This is a genomic window from Bifidobacterium sp. RTP21102st3_E2_RTP21102_210122 (assembly GCF_040916945.1).
In the GTDB taxonomy this organism is placed as follows: Bacteria; Actinomycetota; Actinomycetes; order Actinomycetales; family Bifidobacteriaceae; genus Bifidobacterium; species Bifidobacterium longum.
Genome location: NZ_JBCPAN010000006.1, coordinates 113291 through 133556, shown reverse-complemented (window position 1 = coordinate 133556; position 20266 = coordinate 113291). Strand labels below are relative to the sequence as shown.

The following is a 20266-nucleotide window of genomic DNA, read 5'->3' as shown; positions in this document are numbered from 1 at the left end:
TTCGGGCACGGTCAACGTCTCAGGTATCCTGTTCATCGTTCTCGTGTCCTTTCTCGTAAATGAGCTTTCCACTTTCATCCATGCGTAGAATCTCTACGATTCGACGCATGAGTGCGTTACGACGATCGCCTTGGACAAAGGGGTACTGATCTGCAAGAGGGCGATTGCTGAGTATCCAAACGACGGTATAACAAGCCTGATGATTGTGATACCTTGCCGGTAGCATAAGCGGATACCGATCGAGATAGCAAAGCAACTTCTCCCAGTCGAACTGACTGTCATATTCATCCAGAACAAGCACCGATTGACGGTCGTACTCATCGAATGGGTGACGGTAATCCGTCACCCGGTAGATGTCTCTGACTGGATAGCGATCATAGACATATCGAGTCTTGCCTACGCCCGGACGACCATACAAATAATGCACTTCAATATCGCGCATCTTCTGCCCATACTCACGCTGATCACGAGCTGCTGCGAGTTCACCGAGCCATTTCGTGTAACGCGCGGCCTTGGACTCTTCGTCATCGAGCAGAACGTCAGCGACCGACGCCCCGCCAAGAATCTTCTCACGCAGTTCGGCAAGATCGTTACGAGCACCTTTCTGGTCCTTCAACTTAATCTTGCCGACATAGACAGGATCGCTGATCCGGCTTTCATCTTTCGTGCAGTACTTGAGACAATCAGAGACGGTCCCCTTTCTGGTCTCAATATGCGCATCGTTGAAACCAGCCTTAGATAGATGATTCTTCAGCGTTGACCACCGCATAGGCGTTTCCATTTGGAGGAAACACTGATAATGCTCGTAGTCGGTCTTACCGCCCCTTTCCTTCTGAAAGACTGCGCCACTTCCGATTTGCTCAAACAGGTCTTTCACGTCGTCTGACGTATGACCTTCGGCCCGTATAGTCAACATCCAATCTCGGCTTTCCTGATCTTCTGCCATGGTTTTCCTCCTTTCTGCTACAGAGGTGGGCGGTAACACTACCGCCCACCCCGCCGCATTCGCGGCGACTACGATCGTTTCGCCGCGCCGCTTAGCGCTTTGCGGCGACGATCGTAGACAAATGTCTGAGTTCGTCATCGGTTACATAGGGGGCGCGGAAATGCTGGACAAGTCGCAGCTCCGAGTCATAGAAGTAGGCTTCACCCGGCCGATCAACTGAAATACGGTGAGGGCGAGCACCGAGCTTCAGTGCCTCTTCGCCAAGCGCCATCTCGGATTCACTCTCAGTGTTGAGCCGAAGCGCAATTCGCTGAGGAAACCGTGGGCGAAGTGGCATCGACTGTTGTCTTGGGTCTTGTGTGGCTGCAATCACTACCACGCCAACCGCACGGCTCAACCGCATGATGGAATCGAGATAACCGGTCGCTTCATCCGTCATCTTGCGCAGTTCACGAGTCGGTGCCGTACAGAGTTCGGCCGCTTCATCAATGAACAGATTGATTCGAGGAAACTCCTTACTCGGGTCAATTCGTCGGGTTTTCCCTCTCGCCCATTCGGTGCGATCGTGAACCTCTTGATCTAGTTCTTTGAGCAGCGTGAGTGCGTCCGATATGCACCACGCGTGACGACTGATTAGAGCCGGATCAACTATGCCGAACTCCATGCCGCCTTTGAGGTCGATTGCATCGTTCTCAACAATGCCATCGCGAACAAACGGAACAGTTGCTTTCAACCAGTTTGCAGTAATGGAGCCTTTACCCGATCCAGTCAGACCGGTAATGAGCGTGTGCACACCGCTCCGCAAGAGGACGGGAGAGCGTCGCTTGAGCGCTCTCCCTAGACATACCGACTCAGACGGTGGTGTCATCGTCGGCCGCCTCGCAGGATATGAAACACCCGCCACCCGCCGAAAAGGTCATGTCGCGTGGGTTCACCGGCGGCGCGTCCGCGCCAGAGTGACGCAATCGCGTCAGCTGCATCGCCCCCATCTACAGTTCGGTCTGTAAGGCCCGTGCAAGCGTCGAGCGGTACCCACACCCATACGTGACCCCACCAGCGAAACACACGTATGCGCTGCCAATCATCGTCATCAGATCGCTGGATGCGGTTCGTGCCCTGCACGATTGGCGGGACCGCTTTGCGCCGGCTTTCTCGAACCGACGCCCAGTGCACTGCATAAAGAGCAGTGATGATAACCACGATCAGCGTCAGCCAACACCAACCCGGGACGAGACGGAGCGTCAGCATGATGTCATCACTCATCTGTACCCTCCTGATGACGGCCAGCCATCGTCTGAACCGGCACGATGGTGTCGGCAGTGATGCTGTACGCGAGGCGATGCGTACGATCATCCACCCACGGCGTAATGGTGACATTGCCCTCCGGCTGCACCATAGCGCCACGAGGAATGGCTCGAGACGGTGGCTTGCGAATCCATAGTGACACAGTCACGTCGAAATCATTACCCGGTTCGTTGGCGATGACCTTAGCGCGATGTAGCGGGTTGTTGTGTTCGTCCATACGAACCACTCCTTCCCGATCCGTAGCCGGTTCCATATCCGGCGTTAAATCTCGTGTGGTCTGTATTTCCAACAAACCACGCATGTAGGGAAGCCTCATGGGCAACCTCCTTAGCTAAGCAACTCGTATCTCAAGCGCCGCTGACAGACATAATGCGGCTCATCTCAACGCTTCGCTTCTTTTTTATGGTGTAAAATTTGCACCATGAATGATTTGACGAAAACAACCTACTATTACCCTACCGGGGCATTGATTCATAAATATCGCAAAGAAAGAGGCTGGACAATTACCGAAAACCCAAAAAGAGGGACCAGCATTTTACAAGTGATAAAAGAACGGTTTGGCGAAGCGGCATCGCCACGCTTATTAAAGAAGGAAACATTCAAAAATCTTGAATCTCAAGGGAGCCATCACACCGAACCCACTGCGGTAGAGCTCTATCAAATCGCGGAAGTTTTAGAAGTCCCCCTTTTAGCGTTAATCATGGACTACGACACCCCACATGCCACCTCACCGTTTGATTCTTCAAAAACTATTTTTGAAATAGCACAATACGAAGGAACTGCAACACAAGAATTCAGAGGATTTAATGAAGTTAGAAAAGCCGAAAAACAAGCTCGTAAATTTGTCCGACATTGTAAAAAACTCGCCAAATTATCTCAAGAAAAAATCAAAGAAGACCTAACGCGCAATAACTTCATTAACGCAAGATTCTGGCCTCATCTCTATTCAGAAATAATGTCTTTATCAGCAGACGGGCTTACTGCAAGCCCCAAAACCTACGCATATTACGCGGAAGCCAAAGAGATCCTCGCCACCGCCGGAGTTGATATAGACTTTATTTTGGGCGATGATCTTGAAACCGAGCCTTGGTTCATAAAAGACAATAAAGAAAAGCAACGTGAAAACGAAGAAGAAAAAGCTTTTGAAATCGACTGTGAAGATTTGCAACAAGCAATAGCAATATTCTCAAAACGAGAAGACGATTTTTCAAAACAAACAGCACATTATCTAGAGATAGAACTTCAAGAAAAACAAGTGCAGTACCTATGGAATATAGGAGTTGATGAAGAAACAATCAATTTAATGATTATTGAAAATAAATGGGATAAGTCACTTTTACTAGAACCGGAACGCTCAGACAACTCTTAAACTTATTGAAATAGAAATTCCAATAGAACTTGTACCTCACACATCAACTATCGTATGGCCCCATGAAGCGGGAGCCGTTGAAGTGCATCATGTGGTCGGGAGTATCGGCACACCATGCTTCCGTTTCCCACGCGAGCAGGGCAAGATACTTCTGCATGGTTTTACGGTCTGGGAAGCAGGAGACAAGCACGACTTTGTCCCACTGATCAGTAAATAGGTCATGCAATTCAACTTTGCGAGTTACATCAACCGGGCCGTGGGTGCTGGCTGCTTCCATGAGGAACAGCCAGCCGCGCCTTGCGTCCCATGCAATCACGTCGGGAGCCTTCTCACGGGCTTTAAGACTAATGCCAAGTTTGTTCATAAGCTCGGCATCTATCGTGCCGTGCTTATGGTCGGTGTCATCGATATAAGCAACCTGACAGCCTGGTGCAAACCGTGGCAGCATTTCTTCGACCATTGCTTTAATAAGCACAGATTGACCACTGGGCGATAAATTAAGAGCTACGCCTGATGGCAATGTGACCGGAGTTTTGGGCATATTCCTACGTTCTTCGCTCAAAGAGGCATAAGAGGGATGCTTGCGCAAGAACTTTTCCAATAAGGGTTCAAAAACGGATTTTCCGCGATTTTGGAATACTTTAAGAGCTTCATTTGTAACGCGATAATTCCATTTCGGGGAATTGGTTGCGCGGTCTGGCTTATCTGCATTTTCTTCGACAAATCCAGCAATGATAAATTGATGTAACGAAAATCGACGAATCGTCTCACGTGTGTTTGGCTTATAAGGCACGTCAAACTGGTCACGAATCCAGTCCATGATGGCGCGGGTGCCCAGCATCGGGTTCGTGGCCTGTTCCCATGAATCGCCATCTTTGAGCTGCAGCAAAGCCAACAAGATCATGGCGCTGCGCTCGTTCAATTGATCTTTGCCGACCTCGAAATCACGCAGCGCTTCAAGCGCTTCATCAATCAGCTTGCTTGCACCCATGAAAATAGCCTTCCAATAGTCTCATCAATGCGGCTCTGGCTCACGTCGTTGCTCACAGGCAGACTATCAGCCAACGCGCTCAGCTGGGTTTTGGACGGGCATGGCATCTGTCGCAAATCGGTCGCGTTGACCTGCGTACTGCCGGACACCTGCCGGTACCATTCATCAACGATCGAAGACGACAACCACAGCGTTAGACCACGTGCAGCTTTATCGTCCAAAGGTATCGTTTGCCGCGATGTTCCTTGATGAACATAGTTCAGTTTGTTGTCGGCTACAAATTCCACACCACTATGCAGGTACGACGCGTAGATACGGTGATGCTGCTCTTTAGCAGAGAAACGGTTCACCAAGCAGTAACTGCCAGCCGGGAGCACAACATTACGTGTGTCGGCCTTATCGATCACCCATTGTTCACGGTCGCACTTGACCGGGTGCACCGTCACCATACCGTTCTGGTTGTCAGACCAGTACAACGGGTGTCCGTCCGGCTTCTCGACGTTTGACAGCACGTCACGATTGCGGAACCACACCAGCTTGCCAGTGGACACCCACAACCCCTGATCGGCCATCGTCTTAAAGCCCGACAAACGTGGGTCCTGCTGCTGAATACGCACGATACGGTCACGCCCCATCAGCAGCGCCTTAAGCGCCACCGATTCATGCGGCTGCTGTTCCAGCGGCTCAACCGGCGAGGCATCAGCATACACTGTGACCTTTTTGACTTGCGAACGCTTGGACACCTTCACCAGCATGATTTCCTGCAGAATGTTCATGTCTTTGAAATGTTCCTGCCGCGACCCGTACACGGCCAGCGCGTCAAGACTGCACTCGTTGAGCATCCACTTGCGGAAGTCCTTGAAATAGTCGCCGTTCATCCACGAGCGCGGGATGATGGCAACGCATTCGCCGCCCTCATCCAATGCTTGAATGGCCGTCGCCAGAAACGCCGTGTACAGGTTCGTGACTTTCACGCCGCCGCTGCTTGTGGCGATCACGGTCGGGCTGATCTTCTTATACGGCGGGTTAAGAATCACGCGATCAAACTGGGCATCCAGCAGCACGTCAAAGACTGACTTGTTGATGACCTCAACGTTGTCACAAACCTGACGTAACGACGCCTCAGAAGCCCGAGCAAGATCGGCATCCTGTTCGATGGCGACAACGCTGCTGCCACGTGCGGACTGCTTGGCCGTTACCGCGCTCAGAATGCCTGAGCCGGAACCAAGATCAAGAATCCGCACCGGCTTATCAGTCGAAGTAAACAGACTCATTGCTTGCTCGGCAACGGGCATGGGAGTCAAAAACTGTTCCCACTGCTGCTGCCGCTCCGGCGAAAGCGACGCCGCAGCCTCGTTGCGAATTTCCGCGATGGTCTTTGTCATAGTCATTAGGATAGTCGGGCGCTGCGAACAGATTCCACTAGTGATTCTGTGAGCGCCCTTATCCATGTACGAAGTTTAGTAGCGGAGTCAGCTTCGCCTTATTCGATCTTCCTCGTCAAGGTAGTTGCTGAAGCAGGTCCCGAAGCTTTGCCATCGGTAAAAGGTTTCTAACTCGTTTCCGTTGGAGCCAGAGGAGATCCATTCTTCCACCCAAAGCCGGCTATCGTTGGATTGCATATAGCTCTTCAGCCAATCATCATCATGGAATTCAGTGGGTGTAAGCCAAATGCGGCCGTTCTTGACCCTTGTGTATCCCCAGGATGGCCGTGCATAAGTGTAAGCACGGCCATTGGCGGCGCGCTCAATCACGTTGCTAGGGGAGCGCTCCCCGGGTTTGCTAGGTGTCAATGTCAATTTGCTGAGGGGGTAATCTTCGGTCAGGCTGCATTCGCGAAATGCTTTTATGAATGCGAGATCAAAGGCGGTTGCATCTGACGTGCAAGCGATTAATCCGACGGACAGACAGCTCAACGCGGAAAATTGGACCACCTCAAGCAGTTGATGTTCTTTATTCAATCAAATCCTTTCGTTCGAACATTTGTTCTATAAGTATACAGTTGGGCGTCACATATTTTCAACGGGCTGTAAATTGAGTACACATTTAAGTACACAGATAGTAAAAGTGTAAAATAATGGTGAAATATCAGTCTTTATTTCGACTACCGTCAGCTCCACGAGACCCTCTGCATTCATTCCACCGCAGAGGGTCTTTTCATTTTGTTTTCGTTGAAATTCTGCCATCTCGCGTTTCAAGGGGCTGATTTGGGGTTTGCCGGAGGTCTACTTGCGTTTCGAGGGGCTGATGGTCAAGTAGATACGCCGCCAAAATGGCGGAATAGCGTTGCGTCAAAGCCGTTTGTACTGGTGCTTCACCGGATGAGGAGCCCCTTGAAACGGAAGTAGACCTCCGGAACATGTGAAATCAGCCCCTGCAAAGGGAGAATGCCTCGATTTCGCCATGGATTGTCGTGGATTGCTCTGTGGCATGGGCAATACTGGGAGTATGACAAGCGCAGATGAGTTGAATGAGCAGTATGACGCTGACGGTAGCGTGACGCAAGTGCCTGAACGCAATGATGAAGTTCATGCCGGCGAATCCGCCGTCGCCCAATCCCGCGAATCGGCCGTGACCATCCCCGCCGGCACCGTGGTGCTCGCCGCCACCCCGATCGGCAATGTCGGCGACGCTTCAGCCCGTCTGGTGGCCCTCTTGGAACGGGCCGATATCGTGGCCGCCGAAGACACGCGCCGCCTCTACGATCTCGCCCGTCGCCTCGGCGTCTATGTGAACGGTCGCGTCATCGCCTATCACGACCACAACGAGCGCGACAAGGCCGACGGCCTGCTCGACCAGGTCGAAACCGGCGCCACCGTGCTCGTCGTGTCCGATGCCGGCATGCCCACCATCAACGACCCCGGCTTGGCCATCGTGCGCCGTGCCATCGAACGCGGTCTGCCCGTCACCTGCGCGCCCGGCCCCTCCGCTGTGCTCGACGCGCTCGCCCTCTCCGGCCTGCCCACCGACCGCTTCTGCTACGAAGGCTTCCTACCGCGAAAGCATTCCGAGCGCGTGCAGTATCTGCGCACGCTGTTGCCCGAACGCCGCACCATCGTGTTCTACGAGACGCCTCATCGCATTGCCGATTCGATGGACGATCTGCTGGACGCGTTCGGCCCGAATCGCCCGATGGCCCTGTGCCGCGAACTCACCAAGGATTATGAGCAGATTCGTCGCGGCCCGATTGACGAGATTCGCCAAAGTGTGATTGATGATCCGCCCCGTGGCGAGATGGTGCTGGTCATCGGCGGCGCGTCCAACGAGGAGGCCGAAGCGGCCGCGCCCAGCACGTTGAGCGTGGATGACATGGCCGTGCTCTCCATCGACCGTGCTTTGGAGGACGGCCTGCGTATCAAGGACGCCATCGCGCAAGTGGTGCAGGAGCATCCACTGGCTGACGGATCGTTGGCCAATCGCAAGCAGGTGTATGCGGCTGTGCTGAAAATCAAGGGATAGCGCAGCAGCCGGCGATTATCTCCCCGTTACGCTTCCATCGACTCGAACAATATTTCCAACGCCTGCCGGACCCCGGGCCCACCACGCTGCGAGACCAATTCCAGCAAAGGCGCGTCGGCTTTGGGATTGGCAACCAGCCATTTACGCAGTTCGGGCACGTGATATGCGATGTGCCAGAGCACGGCAACATCCGTATCGGGCGAACATGCCACCGCGGGCGTAAGTCTGATGGGCGGTTCAGGCGGCGCGGTCATATCCGAGATTGCGCGCGATGCGGATTCGGATGAGTGTGCCGCCGCCGCGTGGCGAGGCAACCGTTGCGCCTGCCGCAAATGCCGTAAACGGTGAGCGGCATGGCGGCCTCTGCGATGGCCTCTGACAATGAACCCCCTCGTCATGCGCATTGCTCCAAAGCCGGTTCGTCCATCTCCTGCTGCACCGATTCAAAAAACATGCGTGCGCGTCCGGCGTACTTGTGATGCCGATGCTCCTTGACGATTTGCAGACAGTCGTTTGGCCGAAACTGGTACGCGGACATCAGCTGGCACACCAGTGCGTTGACGGTGGAAGGATCGGGGATGTCTTCAGGACTCATCACCAGGTCGCAAGCCGTACGGGCTGGCGTGGTGACAGGCAGCCCGCCGAGCTTGATGATTTGCTCCGGCAACGTCAATCTTTTGAATACGCGGATACGGCGGCTGACGGATGCCGAGCGGAAGTGCGATGTGGAAATCACGTCTATGGTACTCGGAAAGTCGGGGCCTCCCAGCCATACCCAAGCGGCGGTCATCGAACACACCACAGTGCCAAACGGGGCGACCTCCGCGACGATTTTCGCGCGACCATACAGTGTGCCCGAATGCTCGATCCAGTAGCCGGCGGAATCGTCGAGCTTATGTAACGTGCCGAAGGCGGCCAGACGGTTAAGGCTGAGCGGTCCCGGCAGATCCTTGGTAAACAGTATCGGCGGCACCGCAGGTTGCGCGGTTGCCGGCGAGGCGACTGTTGTGATGTCCGTCATCGGACCTGCTGTGATATCCATGACCGAACAATATGCAGAAATGCGGCTTGCGCGCCACCGGATAGGCGAAAACGGTGGATAAGTGCATAACTTTACTAGGTACGCAAATGATGTGGATAACTCGGTGGATATTGGCAGGCGGAAGTGTGTGCGGATGTGCGTGGGCGTGCGTACGGATGGGTGCGCGGATACGTGTGCGAATGCGTATGTGGATAAGCGCGCAAGAGGTGTACAGATAAGTATGTGGGGAAGTTGCGGGTGGATAGGTGAGTGGGATGAGGATGGCGGCGCGGCAGCTATCCGGGCGTGTCCCCGCCGCGCCGGATAATCAAGCCTTATGAGTCATGTTTTGGTGAATGTTGCTTGGCCGTATGCAAACGGCCCCCGTCATATCGGCCACGTCGCGGGATTTGGTGTGCCCTCCGACGTCTACGCGCGCTACGAGCGCATGAAGGGCAATGATGTGCTCATGGTGTCCGGCACCGACGAGCACGGCACCCCGATTCTCGTCGAGGCGGAGAAGGAAGGTCTCACTGCCCAGGAACTGGCCAACCGTTACAACCGCGTGATCGCCAAGGATCTGTGCGACCTCGGCCTGAGCTACGACCTGTTCACCCGCACCACCACCGGTAACCACGAGCACGTGGTGCAGGAGATGTTCAAGCAGTGCTTGGAGAACGGCTACATCTACAAGGGCACCCAGCAGGTGGCGATTAGCCCGTCCACCGGCCGCACTCTGCCCGACCGCTACATCGAGGGCGAGTGCCCGATTTGCCACGCCGAAGGTGCGCGTGGCGACCAGTGCGACGCCTGCGGCAACGAGCTCGACCCGGACGAGCTCATCAACCCCGTCTCCAAGATTAACGGCGAAACCCCGCGCTTCGAGCAGACCGAGCACTACTTCCTCGACCTGCCGGCGCTCGCCGAAGCCAACAAGGCGTGGCTGGAGACCCGCAAGGGCTGGCGTACCAACGTCATCAACTTCTCGCTCGGCCTGTTCAAGGAAGTTAAGCCGCGCGCCATCACCCGTGACATCGACTGGGGTATCCCGGTGCCGGTGAAGGACTGGATTGACAACCCGAACAAGAAGCTGTACGTGTGGTTCGACGCCGTGATCGGCTACCTGTCGGCTTCCATCGAATGGGCCCGCCGTCAGGGCGACCCGGAGAAGTGGCGCGAATGGTGGAACGACCCGAGCTGCCCGGCCTACTACTTCATGGGAAAGGACAACATCACCTTCCACTCCCAGATCTGGCCGTCCGAAATGCTGGCGTACAACGGCAAGGGCTCCAAGGGCGGCGAAACCGGCCCGATGGGTCCGCTCAACCTGCCTGAGCAGGTGGTGGCCAGCGAGTTCATGACCATGGAAGGCAAGAAGTTCAGCTCCTCCCGCGGCATCGTGATCTACGTCAAGGACATCCTCGCCCGCTACCCCGTGGATGCCGTGCGCTACTACATTTCCGTGGCCGGCCCCGAATCCTCGGATTCCGACTTCACGTGGGCCGAGTTCGTGCGCCACAACAACGAGGAGCTCGCCTCCTCGTGGGGCAACCTGGTGAACCGCGTGACCAACCTCATCAACAAGAACTTCGGCGAGATTCCGCCGCTGGACGAGGATTCGATGACCAACGAAGACCGTGGCCTTCTGGAAGAGGCTTCCGCCGCGTTCGACGTGGTCGGCTCCTCCATCGAAACCCACCACCAGAAGCACGCCCTGTCCGAGGCGATGCGTGTGGTCGGCGACATCAACAAGTACATTTCCGCCACCGAACCGTGGAAGATTAAGGACGACCAGGCTCGTCTCGGCACCGTGCTGCACGTGGCCGCTCAGGCCGTGTCTGACGCGAACCACCTGCTCGCGCCGTTCCTGCCGCACTCCGCACAGAAGGTGTGGGAGGCGCTCGGCGGCACCGGCACCTTCTCGCCGCTGCCTGAGCTCAAGGAAGTCGAGGATCTCGACAAGCCCGGCTTCACGTATCCGATTATCACCGGCGATTACGAGCTCGGTGTGAACGTGCACCCGTGGAAGAGCGAGGCAATCGAGGTCGGCGCCGTGGTGCCTAAGCCCGCACCGATCTTCGCCAAGATTCCGACCGAGGCCGTGGAAGAGGAGCTGGCTCGCTTCGATGAAGCGCTGGCTGCTCGCCGTGCCGCCGAAGCCGAGCGTCTGGCCGCCGAGAAGGCCAAACTCGCCGCCGAGTGATTCGGCATTGCTAGCTCGTAGCTGACGGGCCACCTCGCACATGAAGTGTTGCGAGGTGGCCCGTTGCCGTATGTGCGGCCTAGCCCCGACAATGCGAGGCCGGTTGTCGGGCGGCGTTACAAACCCGTCACAGTTTGCCAAGACTTTTCTCAGACAAGCACATCGAATCCCCAAGAAAGAGACGGTTATATAGAAGATGTCAACGGAATGAAGTTCATACCGGTGGCGAGGTTCTTCCGAACCCCATAACTGAACCCTTCTTCTCTCTTCTCTCTCACCCGGCGGCCCCCTCCGCCGGGTTTCTTCGTTTTGGGCCGCATCATGCAACGCAAGTTACGCTGCTGTCCAGCTACATCCACGCCGCTCGAAGCCGTGATCCGCCACACCAAGCACGGGGCGCGGTGATTCGGAGCATTGCTTCCGGTTTGGGGGGTGCTGCTTGATTCCTCTACTTCCAGCGAAACGTTGCTATCGCGGTATGGTCGCATGCCTGTTAAGCATTGAAGCATCTTATCTATGCGCAGTCGGTGTCCCGGTGGTGACGGCAACCGATTGACGTGCGAACCGGGCCAGATTTCGTTGTCCCGGTTCGTGATTTTGGCCTCCTTTTGGGAACCGGGACAGACCATCCCGCGAGCGCTCAATGTATGCAAATCCAGAAGCCCGGAATTCCGCCGATGTGTGATGGCGGATATTGTGCGGTAGGGCCGAATTGGCGATTTTTCGAGGGTGTTTCTGTCCCGGTTGCTCAAAAAGAGGCGAAATGGAGAACCGGGACAACGAAATCTGGCCCGGTACACACATAAATCGATTGACGTCGTTACCAGGACATCGGACACCGTGACGTATATCGCGAACCGCATAATATGGCAGTACGCAACGCAGATGATGTGCGGATTCGCCGGACGTAACATGGCGTGTGACACACAACAGTGCCATGCGGTCGGGGCCACGCGACCAAATGGGGTGCGATGAATGGCATATGCGTTGCAGCAAGCGCGCGCAATCGTATCGATGTCAGCTCAGTGCGCCCCGGTGGATTTCCGTCGTTTCCGCCGGGCAAGTTCATTGAGCGGCGTCGCTGTCAAGGTGAAATCGAATATGGCGCCTCGCAACGCCAGCTGTCGCCCGGCTCGGTAGGCGAGTTCGGCTTGAGACGGTTCATCAGCCATATTCGCGGCGGTGGCGATGAGGACGATCCAATGATGATGCCGTAACAGTTCGCGCTTGTCGTTGTCTCGCCGCCACTGGGCCTTGTCTGTGCGATGATGATCGCCGTCATATTCGATGGCGACGCGGAATTCGGGCCAAGCGAGATCGAGTGTTATCGGCGCACCATTGCTGAACGTCGCGCCGGGCACTGTGTAATTTGTCACGGCTCGTGGAAGCCCGTATTGCGTGGTTGTGATACGGGTCTCTGATTCCATCGGAGAATCCACGCGCGGTGCAATAAATTCAAGTGCGATCATGCATGTGGCTTTCGCGTTGAATTTCGGAAGTTCGCTGACCTGCCGCACAAAGTCCTGATAAATTTCGTCGGCGGTGCGGCCGCCCGATAGGCTCGGCTTGCGCGCTATTGCCGTAAGGGTTGCGTCGCCAAGTATGACCAATGATTCCAATGACATGTGAGCGGCGAGCTGCGCCCAAGTATGTACCAGATCCAGCGCGTGCACATGCTTGTTGATACGTGCATTGTGCGCGGCGCTTAGCGGTTTCCAGATGTGCGGTGTTGTTGGCGGAACGACGGCGCGTATCCGGGTGCGATGCGAGTCGGAGACGGTATGGAGCTCGGTGGCATTGAGATCGCAATCCTTGGGAAGTGGCACGGATTGCAGTATCAGCGATGTGGTCATGCCGAAGAGCACAGGCTTTCCGAGCTGTTGCGCGGCGTCCGTGCATCGTTTAAGAATTTCCCGCTTACGTTGGGTGAGGGTTTCGCTCATAGCGGGCGCAGTGGGGGTTGCCATACGCGGTGGTGAGTATGGCTCGGGCTTGACGGCGTGCGTGGACGCAGCACTCGGTGCCGCGGCATTGTTGGTCCAGCCGGGTGGTTCATCGTCGAATACGCCGGGTGGCGGGGTGGGAAATCCGCTGTTCATAACGCCACCGTAGCGTAGCGGTCGCTTGTTCGCCATGAAAAACGGGGTATGTGGTTCTAGCTTGCTGAGGATGTGGATAACTCTGTGGATAACTAAAGTGCTCCTATGTTTTGCTCACTCTGTGAGAAGTCGGCAAAACATAGGAGCACTTCAGCCGCGGCCAATGGGCGGAATATGTCAGCGGCAGCGACGGGTGAGGGGCTGCCAGGGATCGAGCTCGACTGGTTCGGTGGTGAGCAGGGCGCGGGTGGCGTCGTCGAGGTATTCCTTGCGGATGATGAGCTCGGTAACGTAGCGGTCGAACCAGGCGTCGGACATGACGTAGTAGCCGTCCTTGCCGGCGTCCTTGCCCCAGCTGTTCTCCACCTTCCAGCGGTTCGGCTTGCCGTCCTCGCCGAGGTTCACGCCGGTGAAGGTCATAGCGTGGTTGCTCGGGCTGTCGCCGTATTCGAGGCCGTGGGCCTTGTCGCCGGTGAATTCGGTGCCGAACAGCTGGTCGACGCGCACCACGGACTGGTCGAAGAAACCGTCCTTGCGCAGGGCGAACTGCGTGCAGTCGCAGGCGAACCAGATCGGGTGGCCGGCGGTGAGCTGGTCAAGCGCGGCCTTCTTGAACACGTCCAGCGGCACGTTGACGAATTCCATATCGCCAGCCTCGGCCACGTTCGCGCTGAAGCGGATGCGGTAGCGCTGGTTGAACGGGCGGTTCTTGAGCGGGGCGTTGGCCAGCGTCACGAAATCGTTGACGTCCACCGGCACGTACTTCTTGTAGAACTCAAGCGGGGTGATGCCGATCTCGCGAATCTGCGGGCGCTCGTCCTTGCCGGTTTTCGGCTTGTCGGACTTGTCCTTATCGCACTTGCAGGCCTTGGCGTCGGATTTGCCCTCGCACTTGCAGGATTCGCCGCACTTGCAGGATTCGGCCTTGCCGTCTGCGTCGGCCTCGGCCTTGCACTTGCGAGCCTCGCCCTTCTTATCCTCATCATCATCCTTGGGGCGCGCGAAGAAGTCGAACTTCTCCGGCGGTTCGCCGAGCGCCACGGCGCAGATGCGGTACACGGTGCCCATGTACTCGTCCTTCAACGCACGCAGCTCGTCCTCAGACGCCCCGGCAGCCGAACGGCGGCGCAGCTCGGCCGCGAACTCGCGCAGCTTGGAGTTGAGGTACTGCTTGAAATCGTCGGAATTGCGGGAGTTCTCGGACTCCGGATAGGCGCTCTTGGGCACTAGGCCGTACTTGTTCACCAGTGCGGCGAACATCTGCCACCAGCCACCATCGTCTGCAGGCGACTCATTGATGGCCTCGAACAGACGCGAATCGGTCGCCTCGTCGAGCGTGCGCAGCACGTTCTCCAGATAAGTGTTCGACTTCTCCATCGCGTCCCAGAAGAACAGGTAGGTCTCGGAGAACTCGAAATCCTCAAGATTCCAGCGATGCATGAGTTCGTAACGCAGCGTGTTCAGGGAGGCGAACATCCAGCAACGGCCGGAACGCTCCTGATTGGTGATCGAACCCTGCTTGAGTTCGATGGAGAAGTCGCGCGGCAGCGCACGTACGCCGCGATAGTCGGTGGCCGCCTTGAGCACGCCGGCCGAAACCGCCGCGTCCGCCGCGATCAGGTTGGCGCGGTCTTTGTTGAAGTCTTCGGTGTACGTACGCAGAAGTTCGGGTTTGATGGCCCGTGCGCTGGCGTTTGCTGTCATGATGATTGATCTTCCATTCATGTAGGCGACGTTTGTGGTCCGTCGGTAGTATAAGTCGCCGTGTATTCGTCGGGCGATTCACCGGGCGAAATCGTACGGGCGGATATGCGCCGGCGATTCCACCCCGCCAACGATTTGTCCACCTTGCTGCTCGCGCGGGCGCACGTATCATATGTACCGATACATATTGTTGACGAATGTCGCATAGTCCAAAGGAGTACGTCATGACTTCGCTGCATAGCAAGCCGCTGGCCCTGAAAAACGTCACCGTCACCGATTCGTTCTGGCGCACCGAGCAGGAACTCGTGCGCACGGCTGTGATTCCCTATCAGTGGAACGCCCTGAACGATAACGTCCCCGGCGCGGCCCCCAGCTACTGCATGCACAACTTCAAGGCCGCTGCCGCGCAAAACAAGCGTAAGGATACCCAGGGCAAGGCGTTCGTGCCGCCGAAGTACACGTTCCGCGGATTTGAGGCGCTCCCCGAAGACCCGGCCAATCCCGACCCAGACAAGTTCTACGGCTTCGTGTTCCAAGACACCGACTTCTCCAAGTGGGTGGAGGCAGTCGGCTATTCCCTCGCCCATTACCCGGACCCCGCACTGGAACAGACCACCGACCAAGCCATCGACGTCGTGTGTGCCGCCCAACTCGACAACGGCTATCTGGACACCTGCTACATTCTGAACGACATGGATCGCGCGTTCACCAATCTGCGTGACCATCACGAACTGTACTGCCTCGGCCACCTCGTTGAAGGTGCGGTGGCCTACTACCAGGGCACCGGCAAAGACAAGTTGCTCAAGGCCGCCTGCCGTTTCGCCGATTACGTAGACGAGCGCTTCGGTCGCAAGCCGGGCCAGCTGCGTGGTTACCCCGGTCACGAGATTGCCGAGATGGCTTTGGTGAGGCTGTACGAGGTCACCGGCGAACAGCGGTACCTTGATCTGGCCGAATATTTCGTGACCGAGCGAGGCCGGCAGCCGTACATCTTCGATATTCAGGCAGACGAGAACGCAAAGCGCGACGCCGACGCCAACTACAAACCCAACACGGACCCCAACCGGTACGCCTACCACCAGGCGAACAAGCCGGCCACCGAACAAGACGAAGCCGTAGGCCATGCCGTGCGCGCCGGCTACTTCTACTCCGGTCTGGCGGACGTGGCCCGACTGACCGACGATCAGGACCTCGCCGATGCGGCCGAGCGGCTCTGGCGCAATATCGTCGATAAGAAACTGTACGTTACCGGCGGCATCGGCGGCACGGTGGACGGCGAGGCATTCTCCTACAACTACGACCTGCCCAACGACTCCGCCTACTCCGAGACCTGCGCCGCGATTTCGCTGGCGTTCTTCGCCCGTCGCATGCTCGAGCTCGCGCCAAAGGCCGAGTACGCGGACGTTATGGAGTCGGCGCTGTACAACACCACGCTGGCCGGCATGGCGCTGGACGGCAAGAGCTTCTTCTACGTGAACCCGCTGGAAGTCAATCCGTATGCCTGCCATAAAGACAGCCGCCTGCGCCACGTCAAGCCGGTGCGTCAGAAGTGGTTCGGCTGCGCATGCTGCCCGCCGAACATCGCCCGCATCGTTGAGTCGGTGCAGGAATATGCCTACACGGTTGCCGAGGATGGCGGTACGCTGTTCACGCACTTGTATATGGGCGGCGTGGCCAAAGCTGAGTTGAATGGTACGGCTGTGGAGCTGGATGTTACGGCGAACCTGCCGTGGCAAGGCGATGGCAAGGCGGTCGTGCGCTTGGGCGGTGACGCTGCTGGCACCTCGGCTCAGGCTCCTGCTCGCTTTACGCTGGCCTTCCGTCTGCCCGGTTGGGTGGGCGATGAGTCCGCTGCTGCCGCCGCGATTACGGCCACGGGCGAGTCTGAGTCTGGGGCCGATAGTTCCCGCGTGACCCGCGAAATCCGCGACGGCTACCTGTATCTGACCGGCGAATGGCGCGACGGCGACACCGTGACGTTCGACTTCCCGATGCCGGTGCGTATGCTGGCCGCCAACCCGCTGGTGCGCGAGGACGCCGGCAAGGTGGCGTTCGTGCGCGGCCCGATCACCTTCTGCGCCGAGGAAAAAGACAACGGCGCCAACCTGCACCTGCTGCACGCGGATGTGGAGGCACTGCTGGCCGACCCGAGCGCGGCCAAGGTCGAGGAGTTCGACTTCCACGCCGGCGCCAAGGGCATCGACGACAAGGGCCAGGGCGAGGTGGAAGACGTGACCCGCCGCATGGTGAAGCTTGAGGTGCCGGCTTGGCGCGAGCCGTTGCCGGCTGCTGTGGCCGCCGCGGGTGAGGGCGCGGCCGAGGTTCCGGCGTTCGCACCGCTCTACGCCGTGTACGCGCCGGTCAAGCGCGAGCCCGCCACCGCCACGCTCATCCCGTACTTCGCCTGGGCCAACCGCGGCGAAAACGAAATGACCGTCTGGCTGCGCGGCTGATATTTGCTCTCGGCTACTCTGGTAGCCATGGGCATCACGACATGTCGGCTCGAAGGGCCGGTGGACTTTTACTCGGTCGGGCAGTTTGTGTCCGGACCGGGCTGGCGCCATCTGCGGCGCACCATCGACACCTTCGAGCTGATGTTCGTGCGTCGGGGCGTCCTGCCGATGCGGGTGGGGGAGCAGACCCTGCATATCGAGGCCGGCCAAATCGCACTCTTGCCGCCGAATGTGGAGCATGCGGGCGCCGACATCATCACGTCCGACGTGGACTTCTACTGGATGCATTTCAAATTGCCGGATGCGCGCATGCTCCCCGATGACGCGGGTCTGCCGCAGGACGACCATTGCCTGCTGCTGCCCGATGAACGCACCCTGCCCGACCCCGACCGGCTGGCGGTGATGTGTGGGCAGCTCATCGACATCTATGCGCGATTCGGCCCGTATTCCAACGCTTACTGCGATTACTTCGCCACCGGCCTGCTGCTGGAGGTCAGCGCGCAGGAGCGGCTGAAGGCGGACTTCGCCACCCATCGTACGCTCGCCGGCTACCGGGGCGACGGCAAGCCCATCACCAGTGCCGACCGCGTCCGGCAGCAACAGGAATGGGCCATGCATGTCGATTCGGCCGGTGCCGCTGGCGATTCGTCCGGCCTGGCGCCGATGCTGGCCATCCGCTCGTGGATTATGGCCAATGCCTTCGACGACATCACCGTGGCCAAAGTGGCCGCGCGCTTCCACTATTCACCCAGCTATCTGACCGCGATGTACCGGCGCGTGTTCGGCGTGGGTGTGGCCGAGCAGATCATCGAATATCGCATCGACCGTGCGCGCGAACTGCTGAGTTCTACCGCTTCCAGCGTGGCGGATATTGCGCGAGAAGTGGGCTACGCCGATCCCAAGTACTTCATGCGCGTCTTCAAGCGCCGCACTGGCCTGACCCCCGGCCAATACCGCGACGCTTTCCCCGCCCGCCTCTACAACACCGTGTGATTAGGGAAGGTCATGGTCCTAACCCTAGGAAAAGTGCGCATGGGCGCCACTACCACGTGGGAGCGCTGGGAACGGTTTGACGCATGCCGAAACCTCGCACGTCACGCTGCACGGCACTTGGGCAGTGGGCGCGGCAGTCGGGAATCGCCGCCCTATTTCGGCGTTTCAGCGTTACCTGTTTGCCGAACCGACAGTGGACTCGCGCGGAACCAGTGTGTATCCAATGGTGGCGCGCGTGGCCGGCATGCCAGCGGATTCGTCGGACCTGCCGTCGCCCTGGTCGCGCTGCTCCACGCGGCGGGTGATCATATCAAGCGCGAATTGGGCGAGCTGATCGAGATCCACTTGGACGGTGCTCAGCGTCGGTGTGGTGTACGAGCCGGCCGTGGCGCCGTCGAAGCCGATGACTCTCACATCGTCGGGCACGCGGATGCCGTAGTCGGCAAGGCCTCGGATTACTCCGAATGCGGCATAGTCGTTAATGCAGAAGATGCCATCGATGGCCGGGGTGCTTCCCGTTGCCCGCGTGGTGCCCGGGGAACGGGACTCAGCAGTGTCATCAGCCGATTGCGCACGAGCCTCGAGCATCGCCTCGGCGATGGCATGACCGGCTTCGATGCCGCTGACGCTACCGTAACCAATGAAGTTCGTCGATTCGTCATACGGCAGCCCGGCGTCAAGCAGTGCGCCGCTGGCCCCGCGTAGACGCAAACCGCTGGAACTTTCCACGTGCGCCAGTTCGGTTCGTGACGAATACCCGTCGCCGACGATGGCGATGCGGTGGCATCCGCATTCGATGAGATGCTGCACTGCCGCCCGCGCACCGTCCTCGTTCGGGAAATTCACTGTATCGAACGTGGGCGTTTCCTCGCAGGCGTCAATCAGAACCAGCGGTCGGCCGTGGTTGATCGCGGAAAGCGGCACACCGGCATTCAGGCCCGAAGCGTGGATAATCTCGCCGTCGAACAACTGCCCGGAGAACGGGTTGTTGGCCAGCGCGTGTTTGGCGGCATCCGGAGAGTACCGGGTTTGCTCCACGAACGGCGTCAGCCCGCGCTCGGTGGTTTCGGTGACGAGCGATTCGACGAGTTTGGAGTAGAACGGCGAATCGAATTCGTTGACGATGATGTGGATGATGTTGCTGCGGCCGGACTTCAGCATGCTGGCCGTCAGATTGATGCGGTAATCGAGCTTTTCGGCCACCGCCAGCACCTTGGCGCGCGTGGAATCCTTAACACCCGGCTTGCCGTGCAGCGCATTCGAGGCGGTCATGGGGGAGACCCCGGCGGCTTTCGCTACGTCGCGCAATGTTGGTTTGCCGCTCGGCATAACGTCACCTCATGTTTCGCCTGTGATGGGCATTGGATCATGCCCGTAATGCTTCCAATGGTTGTAACGGTATTCACAACATCGTGTTTTGGCAAATGGTGGCTGTGTGCCGGAATCGCTGAAAATGCTGCGCTTAGGCGATGACGCGCCGAGCGTAACATGCGCTTGCTTGATATCGTTCCGGTGGAAGAATATGTAACGGTACATACGTCGGTGTGCCAAGAGGCCATGAAGTTCGTCGTACGTTGGGATGGGACTCTCCGGGGGAGTGGCGTCACTCTTCACCTATCCGTACGTGCGCGATGCCGATTGGTTTGCGGCTGGCATACCGCCGTATGGCAACTTATACGAATATCAACGAAAGCAGGATACGATGACGGATCTTCCGCAGAGC

Annotated in this window: 16 protein-coding genes; 5 read left to right on the top strand and 11 right to left on the bottom strand. The window is 57.7% G+C overall.

The window, feature by feature from the left end:
- Positions 1-19 precede the first annotated feature (19 nt).
- From AB5287_RS08245 to AB5287_RS08235, 3 genes are all read right to left on the bottom strand, one after another.
- Positions 20-946, bottom strand: a complete 927-nt coding sequence (locus AB5287_RS08245) for a hypothetical protein (protein ID WP_174768945.1) — start codon at positions 944-946, stop codon at positions 20-22.
- 91 nt (positions 947-1037) lie between these two features.
- On the bottom strand, positions 1038-1739 hold the full coding sequence (locus AB5287_RS08240; RefSeq protein ID WP_174768946.1) for an FtsK/SpoIIIE domain-containing protein: 702 nt from the start codon (positions 1737-1739) through the stop codon (positions 1038-1040).
- A gap of 462 nt (positions 1740-2201) precedes the next feature.
- Positions 2202-2468 carry a hypothetical protein gene (locus tag AB5287_RS08235; RefSeq protein WP_174768948.1) on the bottom strand — a complete coding sequence of 89 codons (267 nt, stop codon included), beginning with the start codon at positions 2466-2468 and terminating at the stop codon, positions 2202-2204.
- 204 nt (positions 2469-2672) lie between these two features.
- Here AB5287_RS08235 and AB5287_RS08230 point away from each other — a divergent pair, with 204 nt between their 5' ends.
- Positions 2673-3620 (top strand): hypothetical protein, encoded by a 948-nt coding sequence (locus tag AB5287_RS08230; protein WP_174768949.1) that lies wholly within the window; start codon positions 2673-2675, stop codon positions 3618-3620.
- 43 nt (positions 3621-3663) lie between these two features.
- On the opposite strand, the gene AB5287_RS08225 is transcribed toward AB5287_RS08230, so the two are convergent.
- From AB5287_RS08225 to AB5287_RS08215, 3 genes are all read right to left on the bottom strand, one after another.
- Positions 3664-4611, bottom strand: coding sequence for a BsuBI/PstI family type II restriction endonuclease (locus tag AB5287_RS08225; RefSeq protein WP_174768950.1), 948 nt, complete (start codon positions 4609-4611; stop codon positions 3664-3666).
- Positions 4593-5996 carry an Eco57I restriction-modification methylase domain-containing protein gene (locus tag AB5287_RS08220; protein ID WP_174768951.1) on the bottom strand — a complete coding sequence of 468 codons (1404 nt, stop codon included), beginning with the start codon at positions 5994-5996 and terminating at the stop codon, positions 4593-4595. The genes AB5287_RS08225 and AB5287_RS08220 overlap by 19 nt, the downstream gene beginning before the upstream one ends.
- 87 nt (positions 5997-6083) lie before the next feature.
- On the bottom strand, positions 6084-6572 hold the full coding sequence (locus tag AB5287_RS08215; protein WP_174768952.1) for a hypothetical protein: 489 nt from the start codon (positions 6570-6572) through the stop codon (positions 6084-6086).
- A gap of 487 nt (positions 6573-7059) precedes the next feature.
- On the opposite strand from AB5287_RS08215, the gene rsmI reads away from it, so the two are divergent.
- The gene (gene rsmI / locus AB5287_RS08210; protein ID WP_008783206.1) at positions 7060-8070 is read left to right on the top strand and encodes a 16S rRNA (cytidine(1402)-2'-O)-methyltransferase; all 1011 of its coding nucleotides are present in this window, start codon (positions 7060-7062) and stop codon (positions 8068-8070) included.
- Positions 8071-8096: 26 nt separating this feature from the next.
- Here rsmI and AB5287_RS08205 read toward each other — a convergent pair whose 3' ends face one another.
- Together AB5287_RS08205 and AB5287_RS08200 are read right to left on the bottom strand one after the other, a co-directional pair.
- Positions 8097-8474: a hypothetical protein gene (locus AB5287_RS08205; protein WP_007052935.1), complete on the bottom strand. Its 378-nt coding sequence runs from the start codon at positions 8472-8474 to the stop codon at positions 8097-8099.
- The gene (locus tag AB5287_RS08200) at positions 8465-9112 is read right to left on the bottom strand and encodes a hypothetical protein (RefSeq protein ID WP_007052934.1); all 648 of its coding nucleotides are present in this window, start codon (positions 9110-9112) and stop codon (positions 8465-8467) included. Before AB5287_RS08200 ends, AB5287_RS08205 begins: the two co-directional genes overlap by 10 nt.
- Before the next feature lie 316 nt (positions 9113-9428).
- Between AB5287_RS08200 and metG the strand changes: the two genes are divergently transcribed.
- Entirely contained in the window at positions 9429-11294 is a 1866-nt protein-coding gene (gene metG, locus AB5287_RS08195) for a methionine--tRNA ligase (RefSeq protein WP_368221022.1), read from the top strand.
- A 1022-nt stretch (positions 11295-12316) separates the two neighbouring features.
- Here metG and AB5287_RS08190 read toward each other — a convergent pair.
- Both AB5287_RS08190 and AB5287_RS08185 read right to left on the bottom strand, forming a co-directional pair.
- On the bottom strand, positions 12317-13393 hold the full coding sequence (locus AB5287_RS08190) for a hypothetical protein (RefSeq protein ID WP_116464022.1): 1077 nt from the start codon (positions 13391-13393) through the stop codon (positions 12317-12319).
- 177 nt (positions 13394-13570) lie between these two features.
- Entirely contained in the window at positions 13571-15097 is a 1527-nt protein-coding gene (locus tag AB5287_RS08185; protein ID WP_013410552.1) for a C1 family peptidase, read from the bottom strand.
- A gap of 224 nt (positions 15098-15321) precedes the next feature.
- On the opposite strand from AB5287_RS08185, the gene AB5287_RS08180 reads away from it, so the two are divergent.
- On the top strand, positions 15322-17550 hold the full coding sequence (locus tag AB5287_RS08180; protein WP_368221020.1) for a glycoside hydrolase family 127 protein: 2229 nt from the start codon (positions 15322-15324) through the stop codon (positions 17548-17550).
- 27 nt (positions 17551-17577) lie between these two features.
- Complete coding sequence (locus AB5287_RS08175; protein ID WP_050496022.1) at positions 17578-18543, top strand: AraC family transcriptional regulator; 966 nt, start codon at positions 17578-17580, stop codon at positions 18541-18543.
- Positions 18544-18714: 171 nt separating this feature from the next.
- Here the strand turns inward: AB5287_RS08175 and AB5287_RS08170 are convergent, their stop codons facing one another.
- The gene (locus AB5287_RS08170; protein WP_368221017.1) at positions 18715-19872 is read right to left on the bottom strand and encodes a LacI family DNA-binding transcriptional regulator; all 1158 of its coding nucleotides are present in this window, start codon (positions 19870-19872) and stop codon (positions 18715-18717) included.
- Between the last annotated feature and the right edge of the window lie 394 nt (positions 19873-20266).

Bases quoted from the DNA above. Each gene is read 5' to 3' on its own strand.
- AB5287_RS08245 (WP_174768945.1), bottom strand. From the start codon at position 946: ATGGCAGAAGATCAGGAAAGCCGAGATTGGATGTTGACTATACGGGCC.
- AB5287_RS08235 (WP_174768948.1), bottom strand. From the start codon at position 2,468: ATGGACGAACACAACAACCCGCTACATCGCGCTAAGGTCATCGCCAAC.
- AB5287_RS08230 (WP_174768949.1), top strand. From the start codon at position 2,673: ATGAATGATTTGACGAAAACAACCTACTATTACCCTACCGGGGCATTG.
- AB5287_RS08225 (WP_174768950.1), bottom strand. From the start codon at position 4,611: ATGGGTGCAAGCAAGCTGATTGATGAAGCGCTTGAAGCGCTGCGTGAT.
- AB5287_RS08220 (WP_174768951.1), bottom strand. From the start codon at position 5,996: ATGACAAAGACCATCGCGGAAATTCGCAACGAGGCTGCGGCGTCGCTT.
- rsmI (WP_008783206.1), top strand. From the start codon at position 7,060: ATGACAAGCGCAGATGAGTTGAATGAGCAGTATGACGCTGACGGTAGC.
- AB5287_RS08205 (WP_007052935.1), bottom strand. From the start codon at position 8,474: ATGCGCATGACGAGGGGGTTCATTGTCAGAGGCCATCGCAGAGGCCGC.
- AB5287_RS08200 (WP_007052934.1), bottom strand. From the start codon at position 9,112: ATGGATATCACAGCAGGTCCGATGACGGACATCACAACAGTCGCCTCG.
- metG (WP_368221022.1), top strand. From the start codon at position 9,429: ATGAGTCATGTTTTGGTGAATGTTGCTTGGCCGTATGCAAACGGCCCC.
- AB5287_RS08190 (WP_116464022.1), bottom strand. From the start codon at position 13,393: ATGAACAGCGGATTTCCCACCCCGCCACCCGGCGTATTCGACGATGAA.
- AB5287_RS08185 (WP_013410552.1), bottom strand. From the start codon at position 15,097: ATGACAGCAAACGCCAGCGCACGGGCCATCAAACCCGAACTTCTGCGT.
- AB5287_RS08180 (WP_368221020.1), top strand. From the start codon at position 15,322: ATGACTTCGCTGCATAGCAAGCCGCTGGCCCTGAAAAACGTCACCGTC.
- AB5287_RS08175 (WP_050496022.1), top strand. From the start codon at position 17,578: ATGGGCATCACGACATGTCGGCTCGAAGGGCCGGTGGACTTTTACTCG.
- AB5287_RS08170 (WP_368221017.1), bottom strand. From the start codon at position 19,872: ATGCCGAGCGGCAAACCAACATTGCGCGACGTAGCGAAAGCCGCCGGG.